Source organism: Streptomyces viridosporus T7A (genome assembly GCF_008704515.1).
GTDB classification, from domain to species: domain Bacteria; phylum Actinomycetota; class Actinomycetes; order Streptomycetales; family Streptomycetaceae; genus Streptomyces; species Streptomyces viridosporus.
The window spans coordinates 6,564,205-6,581,405 of sequence record NZ_CP023700.1 but is presented as its reverse complement, the minus strand read 5'-3'; the positions used below and the strand labels follow the sequence as shown (position 1 = coordinate 6,581,405).

Annotated in this window: 15 protein-coding genes; 8 read left to right on the top strand and 7 right to left on the bottom strand. The window is 71.7% G+C overall.

The genetic code is table 11. The features are described 5' to 3' along the window. Positions 1-1,896, bottom strand: a complete 1,896-nt coding sequence (locus tag CP969_RS30150) for a TerD family protein (protein WP_016824021.1) — start codon at positions 1,894-1,896, stop codon at positions 1-3. Between the two features lie 813 nt (positions 1,897-2,709). Here CP969_RS30150 and CP969_RS30145 point away from each other — a divergent pair. The 3 genes from CP969_RS30145 (at position 2,710) to CP969_RS30135 (ending at position 4,852) form a co-directional block, all read left to right on the top strand. Beyond that, complete coding sequence (locus tag CP969_RS30145; protein ID WP_016824022.1) at positions 2,710-3,594, top strand: lysozyme; 885 nt, start codon at positions 2,710-2,712, stop codon at positions 3,592-3,594. 112 nt (positions 3,595-3,706) lie between these two features. Further along, a complete protein-coding gene (locus CP969_RS30140) occupies positions 3,707-4,366 on the top strand; it encodes a peptidoglycan recognition protein family protein (RefSeq protein ID WP_016824023.1) in 660 nt (219 codons plus the stop codon). A gap of 99 nt (positions 4,367-4,465) precedes the next feature. Continuing rightward, entirely contained in the window at positions 4,466-4,852 is a 387-nt protein-coding gene (locus CP969_RS30135; protein WP_223887124.1) for a 3'-5' exoribonuclease, read from the top strand. Between the two features lie 116 nt (positions 4,853-4,968). Here CP969_RS30135 and CP969_RS30130 read toward each other — a convergent pair whose 3' ends face one another. The 6 genes from CP969_RS30130 to CP969_RS30105 all read right to left on the bottom strand — a co-directional run bounded on the left by CP969_RS30130 (position 4,969) and on the right by CP969_RS30105 (position 12,153). Beyond that, positions 4,969-6,348 (bottom strand): 8-oxoguanine deaminase, encoded by a 1,380-nt coding sequence (locus CP969_RS30130; protein ID WP_016824026.1) that lies wholly within the window; start codon positions 6,346-6,348, stop codon positions 4,969-4,971. A 155-nt stretch (positions 6,349-6,503) separates the two neighbouring features. After that, positions 6,504-7,460, bottom strand: coding sequence for a factor-independent urate hydroxylase (gene pucL / locus CP969_RS30125; protein ID WP_016824029.1), 957 nt, complete (start codon positions 7,458-7,460; stop codon positions 6,504-6,506). A 4-nt stretch (positions 7,461-7,464) separates the two neighbouring features. Next, positions 7,465-8,385 carry a 2-oxo-4-hydroxy-4-carboxy-5-ureidoimidazoline decarboxylase gene (uraD, locus tag CP969_RS30120; RefSeq protein WP_016824031.1) on the bottom strand — a complete coding sequence of 307 codons (921 nt, stop codon included), beginning with the start codon at positions 8,383-8,385 and terminating at the stop codon, positions 7,465-7,467. 218 nt (positions 8,386-8,603) lie between these two features. Then, a complete protein-coding gene (locus CP969_RS30115; protein WP_016824032.1) occupies positions 8,604-8,972 on the bottom strand; it encodes a helix-turn-helix domain-containing protein in 369 nt (122 codons plus the stop codon). Next, the gene (locus CP969_RS30110) at positions 8,969-9,220 is read right to left on the bottom strand and encodes a thiamine-binding protein (RefSeq protein WP_078495324.1); all 252 of its coding nucleotides are present in this window, start codon (positions 9,218-9,220) and stop codon (positions 8,969-8,971) included. Before CP969_RS30110 ends, CP969_RS30115 begins: the two co-directional genes overlap by 4 nt. Positions 9,221-11,388: 2,168 nt before the next feature. Further along, positions 11,389-12,153, bottom strand: a complete 765-nt coding sequence (locus tag CP969_RS30105) for a 4'-phosphopantetheinyl transferase family protein (protein WP_223887123.1) — start codon at positions 12,151-12,153, stop codon at positions 11,389-11,391. Positions 12,154-12,666: 513 nt separating this feature from the next. Between CP969_RS30105 and CP969_RS30100 the strand changes: the two genes are divergently transcribed. The 5 genes from CP969_RS30100 to CP969_RS30075 all read left to right on the top strand — a co-directional run bounded on the left by CP969_RS30100 (position 12,667) and on the right by CP969_RS30075 (position 17,153). Continuing rightward, positions 12,667-13,584, top strand: coding sequence for a helix-turn-helix transcriptional regulator (locus CP969_RS30100; RefSeq protein ID WP_223887122.1), 918 nt, complete (start codon positions 12,667-12,669; stop codon positions 13,582-13,584). After that, complete coding sequence (locus tag CP969_RS30095) at positions 13,577-14,572, top strand: helix-turn-helix transcriptional regulator (protein ID WP_016824037.1); 996 nt, start codon at positions 13,577-13,579, stop codon at positions 14,570-14,572. The genes CP969_RS30100 and CP969_RS30095 overlap by 8 nt, the downstream gene beginning before the upstream one ends. 269 nt (positions 14,573-14,841) lie before the next feature. Next, positions 14,842-15,777, top strand: a complete 936-nt coding sequence (locus CP969_RS30090) for an ACP S-malonyltransferase (protein ID WP_026084769.1) — start codon at positions 14,842-14,844, stop codon at positions 15,775-15,777. 49 nt (positions 15,778-15,826) lie between these two features. Then, on the top strand, positions 15,827-16,594 hold the full coding sequence (locus CP969_RS30085; protein ID WP_016824039.1) for a thioesterase II family protein: 768 nt from the start codon (positions 15,827-15,829) through the stop codon (positions 16,592-16,594). A gap of 304 nt (positions 16,595-16,898) precedes the next feature. Then, entirely contained in the window at positions 16,899-17,153 is a 255-nt protein-coding gene (locus CP969_RS30075; RefSeq protein WP_004981556.1) for an acyl carrier protein, read from the top strand. The last annotated feature ends 48 nt before the right edge of the window (positions 17,154-17,201 follow it).

Here is a 17,201-nt window from a genome sequence, read left to right as displayed (position 1 = left end):
TCAGTCGGCGATGTCGACCCCGTATCCGCGTGCGAGGGTGTCGAGGCCGTAGTCGTAGCCCTGGCCGACGGCACGTAGGCGCCAGAGCGGACCCCTGCGGTAGATCTCCGCGAGCAGCATCGTGCGCTCGGTGGTGGCGGCGTCCAGGGTGGCTCGGGCGAGAGGTGCCCCGCTGCTGCCGGGGGCCGTACCGATCTGGATCGCGCCGACGGTCCCGAAGGTGGCGGCGCCGTCGATGGCCGCAGCAATGACGATCTTCCGCGTCGCGGGTGGCAGGGATGCCAGGTCGAGGGCGATGGTCTGTTCGGCAGGGCCTCCGGTCAGCAGGCGTGCCGTCCCGGCGGGGCTCTCCGGTGCTCCGTAGAAAATGAAGTCTTCGTCGGAGGTGACCTGTTCGTCCTCGTCCAGGAGGAAGGCGATCACGTCGATCTCGCAGTCGGACTGCGGGGTCCAGCCGGCGGTGACGTACCACTGCGGCGCGGGCCCGCCGTGCGGCATGGGCAGGTCGATGACGCCGCCCCTGGGCATTACGTGCGGCTCCTGAGGACGGAGAGCCCCCGCCCTCCGGTCCGTTGCGGTCGGAGAGGCGAGCCAGTGCAGGTCGTGCACGGGGAGTTCGAGGGCGGTGATGCGCCTCATGCGCCGGTCGCCCTCTCCTCCCGGCAGGAGCACGACGTCGGTGACGCTGGCGGACAGGTTGATCGCCGCGGACCCGCCCAGCTCGACGACGCGGGTACGAGCTGCCGCGGCATCGGCATGGACGCCACCGAGCACCAGTACCCGACGTCCCGCCAGGGGCTTGCCCGAGGTGCCGGCGGAGGGCTCCGACGGGCGCGGCGCGGGGACTGGCACGCAGGGAGAGGCCGCTGCTTCCGGGGTGGGCACGGCCGAGGTGGTGGTGGACACCGGCCCCACGGGCCCCACCTGTTCCGCTTCCGGCTCAGTCACCGGAGCGACCCTGGCGGCCGTCGTCTCGTGCGCTGTCCCCGGCCGTACGTCGGCCAGCAGCCGCAGGAAGGTCCGCTCGTCGACGACCGGCACGCCTTCGGCGAGCGCGCGTCGGGCCTTTGCCGAATCGGCCGCCGGTTCGTTGGTGACCAGCACGCTGGTGTGCCGGCTGACGGAGGTCATCATGTTCAACCCGGCGGCGACCGCCCGACCGACCAGTTCCGCCCGGGCGTGGGCGGTCTCACCGGTGATCGCGACCTTCATCCCCTGTTGGAGCGGTCCGCCGGGAGTCAGCCGTCCCGGATTGCGGTAGGCACAAGGAGTCTTCGCCGGCTTCGGCGTGAATTGGGATTCCGCCCGCGGTGGGCAGGTCACCAGCGGCAAGGGCAGATCGAGCCGAGCTGCCTCGCGCAGCGATGCCCGCAGGATCCCGGCAAGCACCCGGGTGTCGTCCAACGCATCGTGAGCACGCTGTCGGGAGACGCCGTAGTGGGCGGCGAGGGTGCCGAGCTTCATGTCGTCCGTGGGCGGATCCACCTGGCGGTTCAGGGCCAGGGTGCACAGCCGCTGCGACACCGGCAGCCACATCCGCGCACGGGCGAACTCATGGGCCAGGAAGTCGTAGTCGAATTGGGCGTTGTGGGCTACCAGGATCCGGCCCTGGAGCATCGCTCCGATCCGCCCGGCGACCTGGTCGAAGGTCGGTGCGCCCTGCAGTCGCTCGACGGTGAGCCCGTGCACCTCCACCGGCCCCGGGTCGCACCCCGGGTTGAGCAGCGTCGAGAACTCCCCGGTCTGCTCACCGTCCGGGCCGATCGTGATGACCGCAACGGACAGCACCCGGTCCCGCCGGGCCATGAGTCCCGAGGTCTCCACATCGACCAGGGCCCAGTCGTAGGCGTAATCGCCCATGGCGGGCGCGTTGAAGGAGGGGGAGACGAGACTCATGACGCCAAGGATGATCCGATATGCACCCCTCTTTCAACCTGCTTGGTGACTTACCTTCGTCTGGAGAGCCGGGACGAACCGCTCATCACTTCGCTGGGAACGTCTCGCTTGCAGGAACGCCGGAGAGCCACCGCGCGGCCCAGGCTTCGGCACCGTCTCGTCTTTGGTCCATCCCGAACCGCAGTGGCCCCAGCCCGGCTCCGGGCAGCAGCTCCCAGCGCTCACGTTCCTCGCTCACGCTCACGCTCACGTTCTCCACCCCTTCAGAAAGATCGTGTCACGAGCTATGCGCACAGGGGCAGTTCGGTGAACTGTCGGTGTGCGAGCGGCAGGAAGACCGCTGGAGGGGCGCCCCCTCTGCCGTGCCTCCGAGGCGTTCCGTCCCGCACTCGCACCAGTAGCCGCGGGCGGACTTGTCCAGCAGCACGGGTGGGCTCCCGGTCGCGTGTCGGCGAGAAGGCCCGCCATGGCAGTGCGGCCGCTCCGGCTGCCGTGCGCTCCCTCGCCCACCCGGGGCGGGCGGCAGGGCCGCCGCGCACGGGTGACGCGGCGGCAGGACCGGGCGGCCGAGCGGCAGAAGGGCGTGGATCCGCTTTCATCCGGTGAAAGTTTCCGCCATCCGGAGGACGAGTTTCCTGGTTATCGGCCCCGGCAGTGGACCAGACCACCAGAGGAGGATGGAGACTCTTTACGCGCGGGGAATCCCCATGCCTAATTGATGACGCGCGCACGTCAAACAGCGCGGGGTCTACCCGCGTCGATCCGGCCGGGATCGTCTCCTTCCCTCATCCCCCACCTCTGACCGGAGGCAGCATGTTCTCCTTCCGCCGCCGCACGGCCGGCTTCCCCAGACGGACCGTCACCGCCCTCGGCGTCCTCGGCGCGGCCCTCGCCCTGACGGCCACCACCGCGGGCGGCGCGACCGCCGCGCCCAAGCCCCCCGCCGACGGCCCCGTCGCGGTCAAGCCGGGCCAGGCGTACATGGGCGTGGGCGCCCGGATCCACGAGGACGTCCCGGCCGGGGAGCCGTCGATGGGCGTCATGGCCCCGACCGACGGCGTCCAGGGCATCGACGTCTCGCACTGGCAGGGCGCCATCAACTGGACCTCGGTGCGGGGCGCCGGCATCCAGTTCGCCTGGATGAAGGCCACCGAGGGCACCGGCTACAAGGACGCGCGCTTCAACACCAACTACCCCGCCGCGTACCACGCGGGGGTGATCCGGGGCGCGTACCACTTCGCCCTCCCCAACGTCTCCAACGGCTCCACCCAGGCCACCTACTTCGTCAACAACGGTGGCGGCTGGTCGCGCGACAACCTGACCCTGCCGGGCGTCCTGGACATCGAGCACAACCCCTACGGGGCGATGTGCTACGGCCTGTCCACCACGCAGATGCGCACCTGGATCAACGACTTCTACACCACCTACAAGTCCCGCACCGGCCGTGACGTGGTGATCTACACGACGGCGAGCTGGTGGAACACCTGCACCGGCAACTGGACCGGCATGTACAGCAAGAGCCCGCTGTGGGTGGCACATTGGGGCGTCTCGTCCCCGGCCATCCCGAGCGGCTTCCCCACCTGGACGGTGTGGCAGTACACCGCCACGGGTTCGGTCAGCGGCGTCTCCGGCAACGTGGACCGCAACCAGTTCAACGGCTCCCGCGACCGGCTCCTGGCCCTCGCCAACAACACGTAGCGGCGCGGACGTCCCGCCGTCACGTCCCAGCAAGCGATCACGCGGTGGAGCCGGCGACCGTCCCTCCCGTCGGCTCCACCGCTTCCCCCCACCCTCCTCGCAAGGAGTGATCGTGCACGCCGAGAACCCACTGCGCCGCCGTCTGCTGCTCACCGGTGCGGCGGCCGGCCTGGTCACCGCCACCGCCCTGCCGGGCACCGCCCGCGCCCGGGAGGCCGCCGTCGTCGAGCCGGACATCGACGCCACCGGCACCTGGGGCGCCCGCTCCCCCCGGGGGACCATCAGCCGGCTGTCGTACCGGCCGAGCCGGATCGTCGTCCACCACACGGTGAGCGCCAACACCTCCGACTTCTCCCGGGCCCGGGCGCACGCCCACGCCCACTGGGTCCAGGACCTGCACATGGACGACAACGGGTGGGTCGACACCGGCTACCACTTCCTGGTCAGCAGGGGCGGCTGGATCACCGAGGGCCGGCACGGCAGCCTGCAGACCCTCACCGGCGGAACCGGCTTCGTGCTCGGTTCCCACACCTCGGGCCAGAACGAGCAGTCCATCGGGATCGCGTGCGAGGGCGCGTACCACGCGGGCGCGACTCCGCCGCAGGCCCAGTGGGACGTCCTGGTGGTGCTGTGCGCGTACGTGTGCGCGCGGTACGGGATCCCGCCGACGCGGCTCTACGGCCACAAGGACTACGGCGACACCCTCTGCCCGGGCGTCTACCACGACCGGCTGCCCCGGCTGCGCGACGAGGTGGCGGCCCGGATGGCGTGAGGAGTGCCGCCGGCCGGTGCGGGGGCACGGGCGGCCGGCCCCGCCGGTGGAGGGACATTCGGCTGCCGGGGCGTCCCCGGCCTGGGATCCTTCCGTCCCATGGCCGGACGACGCGTCACACCCAGTATCGAGGGCGCCGAACCGGAGCGGGCGATGCGGGAGTTCACCGACTGGGTGCGCGAGGCGGCGGCCGGCGCCCAGCCGGTGATGTGCGGTTACCCCGCGCCGTACGACTGGACGTTCCCGTACGGGTACCTGATCCGCTTCACCGGCTCCAGCCCCTTCGGGCACTCGGGGTGCCTGGACATGAAGACCCTGTACGCCACCAAGGCGGGGCTGCCGCTGCGGGCGGTGGCGAAGGGCACCATGCCGCGCGAACCGCTCTCCCGGCGCCGCCACACTCACCACGCGCTCGACGACGCGATCGAGCAGGCCGAACTGTTCGCGAACCTCATGGCGTGGCCGGGGCCCTCGCACCGGCCGTGACGGCGGACCGTTCCGGGGCGCGCGGGGAGACGCGCCCCGGAGACGGCCGTCGCGGACCCCGCCGGGGGCCGCGGTCCCGGTCGGGAGCCGTCCCTCCCGGCCGGGGTCTTCGGGGGTCAGTCCCGCGCGGCGATCCGGGCCAGCCGCCGCGCCTCGGCGCGGGTGGTGCGGGCGATCGCGTCCTCGTCGGCCGTGAGCAGCCGGCCGTTCTCCACGATCTGCCGGCCGTTCACGAAGGAGGCGGTGACGGGGGCCGCCGCACCGAGGACCAGCGCGGCCACCGGGTCGGCGATGGAGGAGTGGGCGAGGGTGTCCATCCGCCACAGCACCAGGTCGGCGAGCTTGCCGGGCTCCAGGGAGCCGATCTCGTCCGCGCGGCCCAGCACCCGGGCTCCGCCGTACGTGCCGAGCCGCAGGGCCCCCCGGGTGTCCAGGGCGGCCTCGCGGTGGACGCCGAGGCGGTTGACCAGCAGGGCGTTGCGCAGTTCGGTGTGCAGTTCGCCGGACTCGTTGGAGGCGGTGCCGTCCACGCCGAGGCCGACCGGGACGCCGGCCGCGAGCAGGTCGGGGACGCGGGCGAGGCCGGCCGCGAGGCGGGCGTTGGAGGAGGGGCAGTGGGCGACGCCGGTGCCCGTCCGGGCGAAGGCGGCGATGTCGGAGTCGTTCATGTGGACGCAGTGCGCCATCCACACGTCCTCGCCGAGCCAGCCGGTGGACGCGAAGTAGTCGGTCGGGCCCATGCCGAACCGCTCGTGGCAGAACTTCTCCTCCTCCTCGGTCTCCGAGCCGTGGGTGTGCAGGCGCACGCCGAGGCGCCGGGCCAGTTCGGCTCCCTCACGCATGAGTTCGGTGGAGACCGAGAAGGGGGAACAGGGCGCCACGGCGACCCGGGTCATCGCGTCGAAGGAGGCGTCGTGGTGCTGCCGCACCGTCTCCTCGGTCGCGGCCAGGGCGTCCTCGAGGGATTCGACGGCGAAGTCCGGGGGCAGTCCGCCGTCCTTCTCGCCGTGGTCCATGGAGCCGCGGGCGAGGGTGAAGCGGACCCCCATGTCGCGGGCGGCGCGCACGAGGGCGCCGGACAGGTCGCCGGCGCCCCGGGGGAAGACGTAGTGGTGGTCCACGGCGGTGGTGACGCCGCCGCGGGCCATCATCGCGAGCGAACCCTGGGCCGCCGCGTGCACCATCGGCTCGTCGATGTGCGCCCAGGTCGGGTAGAGCGCGATGAGCCAGTCGAACAGGTTGCGGTCGGTGGCCAGGCCCCGGGTGAGCCACTGGTAGAAGTGGTGGTGGGTGTTGACCAGGCCGGGGGTCGCCAGGTGCCCGGAGGCGTCGATGCGGCGGACGACCTCCCGGAGGCCCTCGGGGGCCGGGCCCGCACCGAGCGACTCGATGCGGTTGCCGGCCAGGACGAGGTGGCCGCGGGCGTACTCGGTGTCCTTCGCGTCGACGGTCGCGATCGCGCAGTTCTCGATGACGGTGCGCTGGACTGCTGCCATGGTGCGTCCCTCTTGCTCTCTGGTTCCTTGGGCGGGCGGGGCACGGCAGGACCCGGGGGGTTCCGAGTGCCGCGACCGGGGAGGCGTGCTCCTCGGCCGCGGGTGCCGAGGGGCGGGTGCCCTCGGCGGACCGGGGGCACTCCGGGCGGGGTGGGTCAGAGGTTGGTGAGGTCCACCGGTATCCGCGCCTCGCAGCCCTCGCGCAGCACGGTGGCCTCGATCAGTCCGTAGGGGCGGTCGGCGGCGAAGTACACGGCTCCGTCGGCGGTGTCGTTCTCGAGCCCGAACGGCTCCAGGTCCACCAGGAAGTGGTGGCTGTTGGGGAGGGAGAAGCGGACCTCGTCGATTTCGTCGCGGTGCTCGATGATCCGCGCGCCCATCCGGTACAGCGTCTGCTGGAGCGAGAAGGAGTAGGTCTCGGCGAAGGCCCGGAGCATGTGCTGCCTGGTCTGCGCGTAGGACTCCTCCCAGTCGGGGGCCGGCTGCTCGTCGTCGGTCCAGCCGAACCGCCAGCGGCCGGAGACCGAGGTGGCGAGGACGCGGTCGTGGGCCTCCTGGAGCGTCGTGTACTCGTCCCTGACGTAGCCCCGGAACTCGGAGCCGGTGGAGTTCATCACCGTCAGGTCCTTCAGGCCCGAGACGACCTCCCAGTCCTCGCCGTCGTAGGTGACCTGTGCCAGGCGGGTCTCCTGGCCCTTGCGCACGAAGGAGTGCCCGGTCCCGTCGGCGGGGTGCCCGGTCCCGTCGGCGCCGGAGGTCCCGATGCGCTCCCAGGCGTACTCCTCGATGCGGATGCGCGCCCGGTGGATCGGCTCCTGCGAGGTGACGAAGTGCCGGGCGAGGTCGATGCCGAAGCGCTCGGCGGACTCGACGCCGTACTCCTTGGCGAACGCGTACACCGTGTTCTTGGTGGTGTCGGTCGGCAGGACGTGGGCGTTGGAGCCGGAGTAGTGGACCTCCTCCATGTCACCGGACAGGGCGACGGAGACGTTCAGGTCCTTGATGTGGTGGGTGGCGCCGTCCCGCGTGATCCTGACGACTCGGGTCTCGGCCTTGCCGTACTGGTTCTGGCCCAGGATCGCGGGGCGGGAAGGGCGGGAAGGGACGGTCATGTAGCTAGCTCCCTCGGTAGACGGAGTAGCCGAACGGGTTGAGCAGCAGCGGCACGTGGTAGTGCTCGCCCGGGACGACGGCGAACGTGACCGCCACCTCCGGGAAGAACACCGGGGCACCGCCGTCCCGGTTCGCGGGGGCGTCCTGCTGCGCATCGGCCTGCTTCTCCGCGGTTTCCTCGAAGTACGCCTCGACGGCGAAGTCGAGCCGTACGTGGGTGGTCCCCTCCGGCAGCGCCGGCAGGTCCCTGCACCGTCCGTCCTCGTCGGTCGCGGAGCCGCCGAGCGCCTGCCAGTGCGCCGCGCGCCCCGAGCGGGCGTGCAGGTGGACGGCGACGCCCCCGGCGGGGCGGCCGGCGCTGGTGTCCAGGATGTGCGTGGACACGGAAGCGGTGGTCTCGGTGCTCATGGTGCGTCGGTCCCCTTCGACGAGTCGGGCCAGCCGGATACGGTTGATCTTCCCCAGCTCGGTGCGGACGATCTCGCGCTCCCGCTCCGGCGCGTTGCCGATGCGTTCCTTCACCGCGTCGCGCATCTGCTCGCCGGTCCGGCCGGTGGCGCAGACGAGGAACACATGGCCGAACTTCTCCTGGTAGGCCAGGTTCAGGTCGAGCAGCTCGGCCCTGAGCGCGTCCGAGGCGCCGGTCATGCCGCTCTGCTCCCGGGCGGAGACCGCGTCGCCGGGCCGGGGGCGGCCTATCGGCGGGTGCCCGGCCATCGCCTCGTCCAGGTCCGCCGCGGTCAGGCCGGCCGTGGCGGCGTCGCCGGCGGCGTACAGGTCCCCGGCGGTGGCGTAGGGGCGGCCGGCGAGCAGGCGCCGGGCCCAGGCCGTGGAGGCGCACACCTCGTGGAGCACGGCGAGCGCCGCGTGTTCCTCGAGGGCGTTGAAGCGGGCCAGCCCCGGGGGCGTGGAAGTCGACGTCACGGGAGCCTCCGTGGCCGCGGACGGCCTTCGTGCGGAACGGACGTGCCGACAGTGAACGCCGCCGCCGACAGCGCGTCAACAGTTTGTTGAAAATTCGCGGGGACGTCTGCGCGTCCGTGACGCCCCTCCCCCGAACGCCGCCGGCTCACGCCCCGAACGCCGCGGGCCGCCGCCCGGATGCCGGGCGGCGGCCCGCGACCGCGGAGCGCGTCACCCGGTCAGGGGCGCTTCTCACGGTTGAGGTAGTTGTAGACGGTGAAGCGGCTGACACCGAGCGCACTCGCCACGGTCTCGACCCCGTGCCGTACGGCGAAGGCGCCCCGCGCCTCCAGAGCGCGTACGACCTCCTGCTTCTCCTTGCGGTCCAGGTCCGCCAGCGGCCTGCCCTTCCTGCGCTCCAGGGCGGCGAGGAGGTGGTCGAGGGAGTCCCCGAGCTGCGGCAGGCGCACGGCGACGGCAGCGACGCCCTCCCAGACGAGGACCACGTCGTCGGGGCCGGCCTCGTCCGGCGGGAGCATCTCCCCGCCCATGGCGTCGACCAGCGGTTTGACGGCCGCGATGAACGGCTCGTCCCCCGCGCCACTCATCCCTCGCCCTCCTCCACCACATTGACCTGGAGCGATATCCGGGTCGCCCCCTCCGCCAGGGCCCGGCGCAGCAGGACGTCCACGGCGGCGAGCAGCGTGTCCGCGCCGCCCTCCGCGGTGGTGCCGAAGGGACCGACGTCCACGGCGTCCAGGTCCGCGGCCTCGACGACCTCACGGGCCACCACCGCGTGCGCGGGCGCCTCGTCGAGGTCGAAGGGCTCGGTCGTGAACTCCACTCTCAACCGCACTGCTCCCCCATGGCCTCGGCTCTGACCGGCTTGTTCTCCCAGCACCCGGCCGAGAGGGTCCGTTCGGGGCACCTTCTCCCGTCAGGGCGCGGAACGCCCGGTCCACCGCCGCCCCGGTCCGCGCCTCCGGCTCGGGGAAGAGACGGCTGCGGACGGTCGAGGTCGTCGCGGCGTCGGCGTGTCCCGGTCGCTCCGGCACGACCTTAACGGACTCCCCTCCCCGCGGCGATCGGCAGGCATGCGAGGGAACGCCGCAGGAAACGGGCCCGGCGCCTCCGGGGAAGCCCGGACCCGACAGGGACCCGACGCCGGACCCGGCAGGGACCGGACGCCGGACCCGCTCGCCCTCGGGGGGCACGCGTGAGCCCCTTTCCTCCCGGCACTCACCGAAGTCGCCGAAGTCGCTGCTCCGTCCCGGCCGTGCGGAGACCGGTGCCCGCGCCCAGGGAGACGAGGACCCGCCACCGGCGTGACACGGAATCAGCCAGAAGTCGGCCAGATCAACCGCCGGTGGCGCAATCCCGAGGTACGGCACCGGGGGTTTTCGACACCTGCGCCTCACGCGCCACGGCGCTGAACACCTGTTTCACCTCGGCATCACCGTTCCGGACCATTTGCGCCACGAAACCGCGCACTTCGGCAAGTCCGGTGTCCTCGGCTTGAATTCGCGTTCGTGCGGACCTCGTCCGCCACCGGTTCCCGTCCCCGTTCGGCTCCTCCCGCCACGGCACGGCGCCGCTCCCCCGACGCGGCGCGACGGGCAGCAGGCCGGTCGGGGCGGTACCGCGCGGCACGCGAAGGGGTCGACGCCGTCACCTCGCCCCCTCACGGCCGGGGCGCCGGTCCCGCCTTCACGGTCCCGCCACACCCTGTCCTCCCGGAATCGGCCGGCCACCGCACGGCCCCGTGCCGGCCGTACCCAAAGCAAAGAAGAGAACTTCCGCCCTGACAGATCGGAAAGCTCGCACGCGCGGAAAAGGCTCCTCACCAGCCCACCGGGCATTCCGCTCGCCGAACGCCGTTCCGGGGAGGTGCTGTACGTTGGAATATCCCCGAGCCGGGTTCCGGCGTTCACCTGCCCCTCATTGTCCGTTGTACGTGAATCATCGACCAGAAACCTCTTGAATCCTTTCTTCAAGGGCGCAGCGGAGACAAGAGAATTCGAATCGGGCGGCGAGAGAACGGGACCGGCCCTTTCAGCGGTGAAAGAGTCCGCTGATTCCGCCGACGGGTTCGGCCCGGTTCCGGTCCGGCGGGTGCGGGCAAGCCGCGCTCGAGGCCGGCGTTGGCCGAATCCTTCCTGCCGCGCCGAACGGCCGTCGGCACACCACCGGACCGTGGAGAATTCCCCGTCGGGGCCAGGGCCGCGGCCCCGTTCCACCCCGCACGCGGTCGACTCGGCGCTGTACTCGATCGCGCCGTTCGGGACCGCCGGCCGCGCGCTGCCCGGCGCAGTCGGCCGCGCGCACCCCGGATCTCCCCTCCGGCGGTGTCGAACGTTCGGGCGCGGGGCGGGGACCCGCCCGGTACGGCACCGACGGGTCCGCCGGGGGGAAGCGCTCGTCCGCACCCCTCGCCGACCGGCACCCGGAGACTGCCCGCAGGTGGGGTGGCGCCCGGGTTCCGGCCTCCGGCCGGGGCGCCCGGGCGGTTCCGTGCCCGAAGGACGTCCCGGTGAACGCCCCGGCGAGCACCTGGCACCTCGTCGTCGCGCCGGACACGGCACGAATGCCACGGTATGAACCTTTCGGTCCGCACCGATCCGCCGGGCCGTCCGCCGGGGACCCCGTGAAGACCCGGCGCCTCCCGTGCGCGCTCCGCCGTGGCCCCGGCCGAATCCCCGCCCGCACCGTGAAAGTCGGTCGCCGCCCTTCGCCACGCCTCGACCCGAGGTGGGAAAGGGCTCGGCCGGTGCCCCTCGCCCGTCTCGCAGACGGGAGCACCGCGTCGTTGCGAGGGAGCAAAGCGCAAGCGCCGGGAGACGGTTCGGTGAAGCCCCCGGCCAGGACCACGGGAAGAGGGGAAAAGTTACTCGTGAGTTCACCTGGAAGGATCCCGCGAGACATTCAAAATTCAACAAGAATCCCGCCGAAACGATACGAAGGGCGAACTCGACCGGCGACTTCCTTTTCCTCCCGAATACCGAAGGTAACCCCGCCGGGACGGGCTCAGTCTCCGGTGTGAGGACGCAGCCGGACGGGCCCGGCCGTCCCGGCGGGGAGGGCCACGGAGGCCGTCCAGGCCGCCGGCACCGGCAGATCGGTGACGGACCACGCGTCGGGCGTGCCGGGCACCCCGGTGGCGACCGTGACCGTGCCGGCGACGGCCGGATGCGTCTCCACCCCGTCCAGGGGGACCGTGAGGCCGACACCGACCGCCTTGAGCGCGGCCTCCTTGCGGGTCCAGCAGCGCAGGAACGCCCGGATCGGCGCGTCCCCGGCGGGGCGGCCCTCCAGCCACCGCGCCTCGGAGGGGGTGAGGACGACGGACGCGAGATCCCGGACCCGGACGTCCCGCATCCGCTCGACGTCCACCCCGACGGGTACCGCGGCCACGGCGAGCATGCCGCAGCCCGAGGTGTGGGAGACGCTGATCCAGCACTCGACCTGCGGATCCAGCACCGCCGGCGGGCCGTGCCGCTCGTCCCCGCAGCCCGGGCACGGCCTGCGGCCCAGGCGGATCCGCTCCGGCGCCGCGTCCAGCAGACCGGCCAGGACGCGGCGCACCGACGCCCGGTTGCCGACGAACTCCGCGGCGTCGGCCGCGGTGCGCATGCGCCTCAGGCGCCGCCTCTCGGAGTCGTCCAGGAGGGCGAGATCCGCGGCCAGGACCGTCGTCGCGCCCCGCCACCACCACACGGTCGCCCCGTCCGGTACGCCCCGGACGTTCGGGGACCCACTGGCTGATTCGGCACTGTTCCGGAGCGCGGTCATGCGCCGAGACGCTAGGTCCGCCACTCGACAGGCCGACGCCGGATGACAGTAAGTGGACAGCAGCGGACCGTGACAGTGACCGGCCGTCACCGCCCGAATGTGCTCCGTGTCCGACCCGGGGCCGGTTCCACGACGCCCGCCGGAAGTGCTGCAACTTCCTGACAGCCCGGCCGGAGGATTTGGGCGCGATGGTCTGCGAGGTCCCCCGGCGGGCGCGACTTTACCTGGACTATGCCTGTGACCGACGTTGACTGGCTCGCGGCCAGCCCATAATCTCTGAGCTTCGGAGTCAAGCAGACTTGGCCCGTCCTGAGCCCCGCCCGCCACGTCGGAAATCGCTTTACTTCGGCAAGTACATTGACGATGAATGGATGATTGTTCAGGCAAAATTAACAGCCAGGATCCCTGTGCACTTTTCAACAGGAATACAATTCCTGACATCGGATTCGCCAGCTTCATCCTCCTTCAGGGCGAGGATTCTACCGCTGAGCATTACGGGGAATAATCGGTGTAATGAAGACTTCCACGTTGAAAACCCACGGTGAAGACCTGATGGCCACCGTGATCGGGAAACCTTCACCAGGCGAGTCGACCGTGGGTCCGGCCGACGGCACCATCGACACGGTCGAAGACTTCACCAGGATGGAAAGCGCGCTGCTTCAGGCACGTGCGCTGATCGAATCGACGATGTCGCTGCACCGGACCAGGCCGGTGCGCGAATCCCTCGTCCTGCGCGCGGACGACTCCGACATCGGGGGCACGGTCACCCGGCTCGTCGGACTGGCACGCCACTCCGTCTCCGTGTCGCTGTCCGCCGGCGAGAACGTGTCCGCCGTGTTCGACGCGCTCGCCGCCCACGCGACACCCTCCAAGGAGCGGGCGGCGGGCGGCGGGACGGGCGGCCCGGTCATCCGGTTGCTGTGCACGCCGCAGGCGGTGAACAACTGCGGGCCGAACGCCGAGCACTTCCGGGGCACCCGATGCGAGATCCGGGTCGACGACAGGGAGTTGCGCGGCATGCTGATCGTCGACAGCCGGGTCGCCCTCGTACCGGGCTTCCCCGGGAAGGCGGGCGACGCCACCATCGTCAAGGACACGGCGTCGGCGCGCGCCCTGGACCTGCTGTTCGCCGGGATGTGGGCCAACGCCCAATCGCTCGCCGAGTACCAGCGCACCAGTGCGCGCATGCGGACGGAGTCGGTGCGCCGCATCCTGGAGCAGCTGTGCGAGGGCCACACCGACGAAGTGGCGGCCCGCGAACTCCGGGTGTCCCTGCGCACGTACCGCCGTCACGTCGCGGAGATCATGCAGACGCTGGGGGCCAACTCCCGTTTCCAGGCCGGGGTCAGGGCCGTGGAGATGGCACTGCTGCCGCAGCGCACCGATGTCCCCGCCAGAGAATCCGGTACGGAAACACGAGGCCATGGCTGATCCCCATCCTGTCGAACGACCGCGGTACACCACCGCGAAGGACCTGCGAAGCCGCACCGGGGACACCGGGCGACCCGACGAACAGCCCCCGGACGACCTGGAGCAGACGCTCATGGAGGTCCGCCGGCTGATCGAGGCCACCGTCGCCAAGCACCGCGACCGTGTCGTGCGGGACTCGCTGATCACCAACGTCACCGCCTGCGTCGGCGAGGTGGCGGCAGCCGCCCTCGGGCTCGTCGCCGAGGCCGAACGGACCATCGACATCGTGCTGGCCGACGCGGAGCACGTCGAGGCCATCAACTCCGTCTACTGGGAGTTGGAGACCTCCCGGAAGAACATCGGACTGCGGCTCCTGTGCACCCAGGCGATGCTCGACGACGGCGTGGTCCAGCCCCACAAGCTGGAGAGCCTCCGGTACGAGGTGCGGGTGGCCAGGGTGCCCATGCTCCAGGTGATGCTCGTCGACGGGGCGGCCGCCCTGGTGACCTCGCAAGCGGTCATCGGGCGACAGGCCTCGGTGATCCGTGCCACCACCGTGATCGGCACGCTGAGCACCCTCTTCGAGGGGCTCTGGCGCCACGCGGTCCCCGTCGAGGAACGGATCGACTTCGGTGACCGCGACCGTGCCGACGTGGCCCGGCAGATCCTGAACCGCCTCCAGGTCGGCATCACCGACGAGGTCGCCGCACGCGAACTCTCCGTCTCGGTGCGCACCTACCGCCGCTACGTCGCGGAGATCATGACGCTCCTCGGGGCGAGTTCACGCTTCCAGGCCGGGGTCCGGGCGGCCGAGCTGGGGTTGCTCCCCAAGGGCCGGAAGGGCTCCGGTCACCCGCCGGCCGGACCGGTCAAGGGGTCGTCCGGGCCGCCGGTCCGGCGGGGCGCACGACGGCAGGACGTGCCGGCCCAGGCCGCGGCACGGGACGTACGCGACGCGGACGGCGCAGCTCCGCGTGACGGCCGGTTCGGCACTGGCAGCTTCCTGTAGCCGTCATTGCCCCCGTCGGACGGAGCCGGTTAGACAGGGACCACACGAACGGCGTCCGCCCCGAGCGGACCGCCGGACGCCCCTGACCCGAGAACTCCGGCGGCCCCCCGCGTTTTCCGTGCCGTCGGCGATCCGGTGCGCCACGGGCCCCGGGGACCCTCACTCCCCGGCCCGCGGCGCACCGGATGACGGGGGCCTGTCGTCCGAGACCCGGCCGACCGGGTGCGGCCCCCGTTTCTGCCCGTGTGCCGCGTGGAAGGTGTGGAGAGTTGACCCCGACGCCGATCGGTCTGGTATTCCCCGGACAGGGGACGCAACGTCAAGGCATGGGTGAACCCTGGCGGGACACCACCGCGTGGAGCCTGGCCGGTGAGGTTTCCCGGCACAGCGGCGAGGACGTCGAGGAACTGCTGCTGCGGACCCCGACCGACGTGCTGCGCCGCACCGACCTGGCCCAGCTCTCGGTCTTCACGGTGGCCCTGATGGCCCACGCGGAGGCGGCACGGTGCGGGGCACTGGACGGCGCCGTGGCGTGCGCCGGGCACAGCCTGGGAGAGTACGCGGCGCTGACGGCGGCCGGAGTGCTCACGCTGCCGGACGCGGTCGCCCTGGTGACGGAACGGGGACAGGCCATGCGGGACGCCGAGCGGCTCCGTCCGGGCACCATGGGCGTGCTCGTCGGGACCGGCCTGCCGGAAGCCGAGGTACTGGCCGCCGAGGTGCGGGCCGAGGGGCTCGACGTGTGGGTGGCCAATGTCAACGCCCCCGGCCAGACGGGGCTCTCCGGCTCCGCGGAGGGCATCGGACGAGCGGCCGAACTGGCTCCGGGCGTGGGGGCCAAGCTCATCCGCCTCTCCGTGGGCGGAGCCTTCCACAGCCCCTTCATGGCGCCTGCGGCCGAGCGGCTGGCCCGGACCCTGCGGGACGTGCGGTTCGCCCCGGGGAACCTCCCGGTGGTCGCCAACGTGGACGCGAAGCCGTACACCGGCGACGGCGACTGGCCGGAGCTGGCCGTGCGCCAACTGGTCTCCCCGGTGCGCTGGGAGGAGAGCGTGCGGACCCTGACCGGACAGCTCGGCTGCCGGCGGATCGTCGAGCTGGGCCCGGGGCGCGTACTGACGAACCTGATCCACCGGATCGACCGCGGCGTCGAGGTGGTCACCGTGGACGGCCCCGGCGCCCTGGAGGGCCTCGCCGCCGTGTGACACCCCCGCCGCCCTGGACCGAACTCCCCGATACGAGAAGCCCGGTGCCATGAACACCCTGAAGCACACCCCCCGGAACGACGTGACGTGGTTCCGGCGCTACCCCCCGTCCTCCTCCACCCGCATGCGACTGCTCTGCCTGCCGTACGCCGGTGGTTCGGCGAGTTTCTACCACTCCTGGGCAAACGCCTTCGGCGACGACGTCGAGGTCCTGGCGACCCGGTACCCGGGGCGCCAGGAGCGGATCGCCGAGCCCTGCCTGGAGAGCATGGAGGAACTGGCCGACGCGGTGACCACCGCCGTCCTGCCCCTCCTCGACAAGCCGCTGGCCGTCTTCGGCCACAGCATGGGGGCCTCGCTCGCCTACGAGGTGGTGGTCCGCCTGGAACGCAGGCACGGCTTCTGTCCGAGCCTCCTCCTCGTCTCCGGCCAGCAACCCCCGCACAGACAGCGGCCGCGCACCGCGCACCTGGACGGTGTCGAGTCCGTCCTCGCCGAGGTCCGCAAGCTGGGCGGTACCGACGCCGCGCTGCTGGAGGACCCCGACCTCCGGGAACTCGTGCTGCCGGCGCTCCTGGCCGACTTCTCCGTCGTCGGGCGGTACGCCGAGAAGGGCCCCCGGCCCGCCATGCCCGTGCGCTGCCCGGTCGTCGGTTACGTCGGGGACCGCGATCCCAATGTGACCGTGGAGGAGGTGGCCGCCTGGTCCGGCATCGCCCCGAAGGGCTTCGAGCTCAAGGTGCTGCAGGGCGACCACTTCTACCTGACGCCGCGCAGGGACGAACTCGTCGCCGACCTGGCGTCCCGTCTGCGCTGACCCCCGCCCCGTCCCCGTCCTTACCCCTGCCCCTGCCCCTGCCCCTGCCGCGCGACCGCGGCCGGTGCCCCGTCCGCGCTGCCCCCGTCCCCCGCCCCTCCCCCGGCCGCGGCCGCGCGGCTGTGTCCCCGGCCGCGGCCGGACCCTGCCGAAACCTGTCCCCGCCCGCTGCCCGCAGAGAATTCCCCGGTGTTGCTTGGCAGCTTTGTGCAAGGCGGCTTGCCGGAGCGGACGGCCACGGCTTAGAAATCGTCAGGAAGTCACTGGAATTGCCCGTTCGGCAATTCACGAGAGAGGTGTCGGCATGGCCGCTGCAACGCGCGAAGAGCGTCTTGTCATCATCAAGGAAATCGTCTGCGACATTCTTGAGATCGAAGAGGAAGAGGTCTCGGAAACCAGCCTCTTCAAGGAGGACCACAACGCCGACTCGCTCCGCGCGATCGAGATCCTCGCGGCCCTGGAAAAGGAGTTCGGCGTGGTCATCAACCAGTCCGAACTGCCGCGCATGGTCAACCTCGCGGGCGTGTACGAGGTCGTCGGGGAGCCGGCCGGCTGGTGACCCGTCCGCGACGCCTCCGGGTGGCGCGCGCGTAGGTCGGACGTGGAC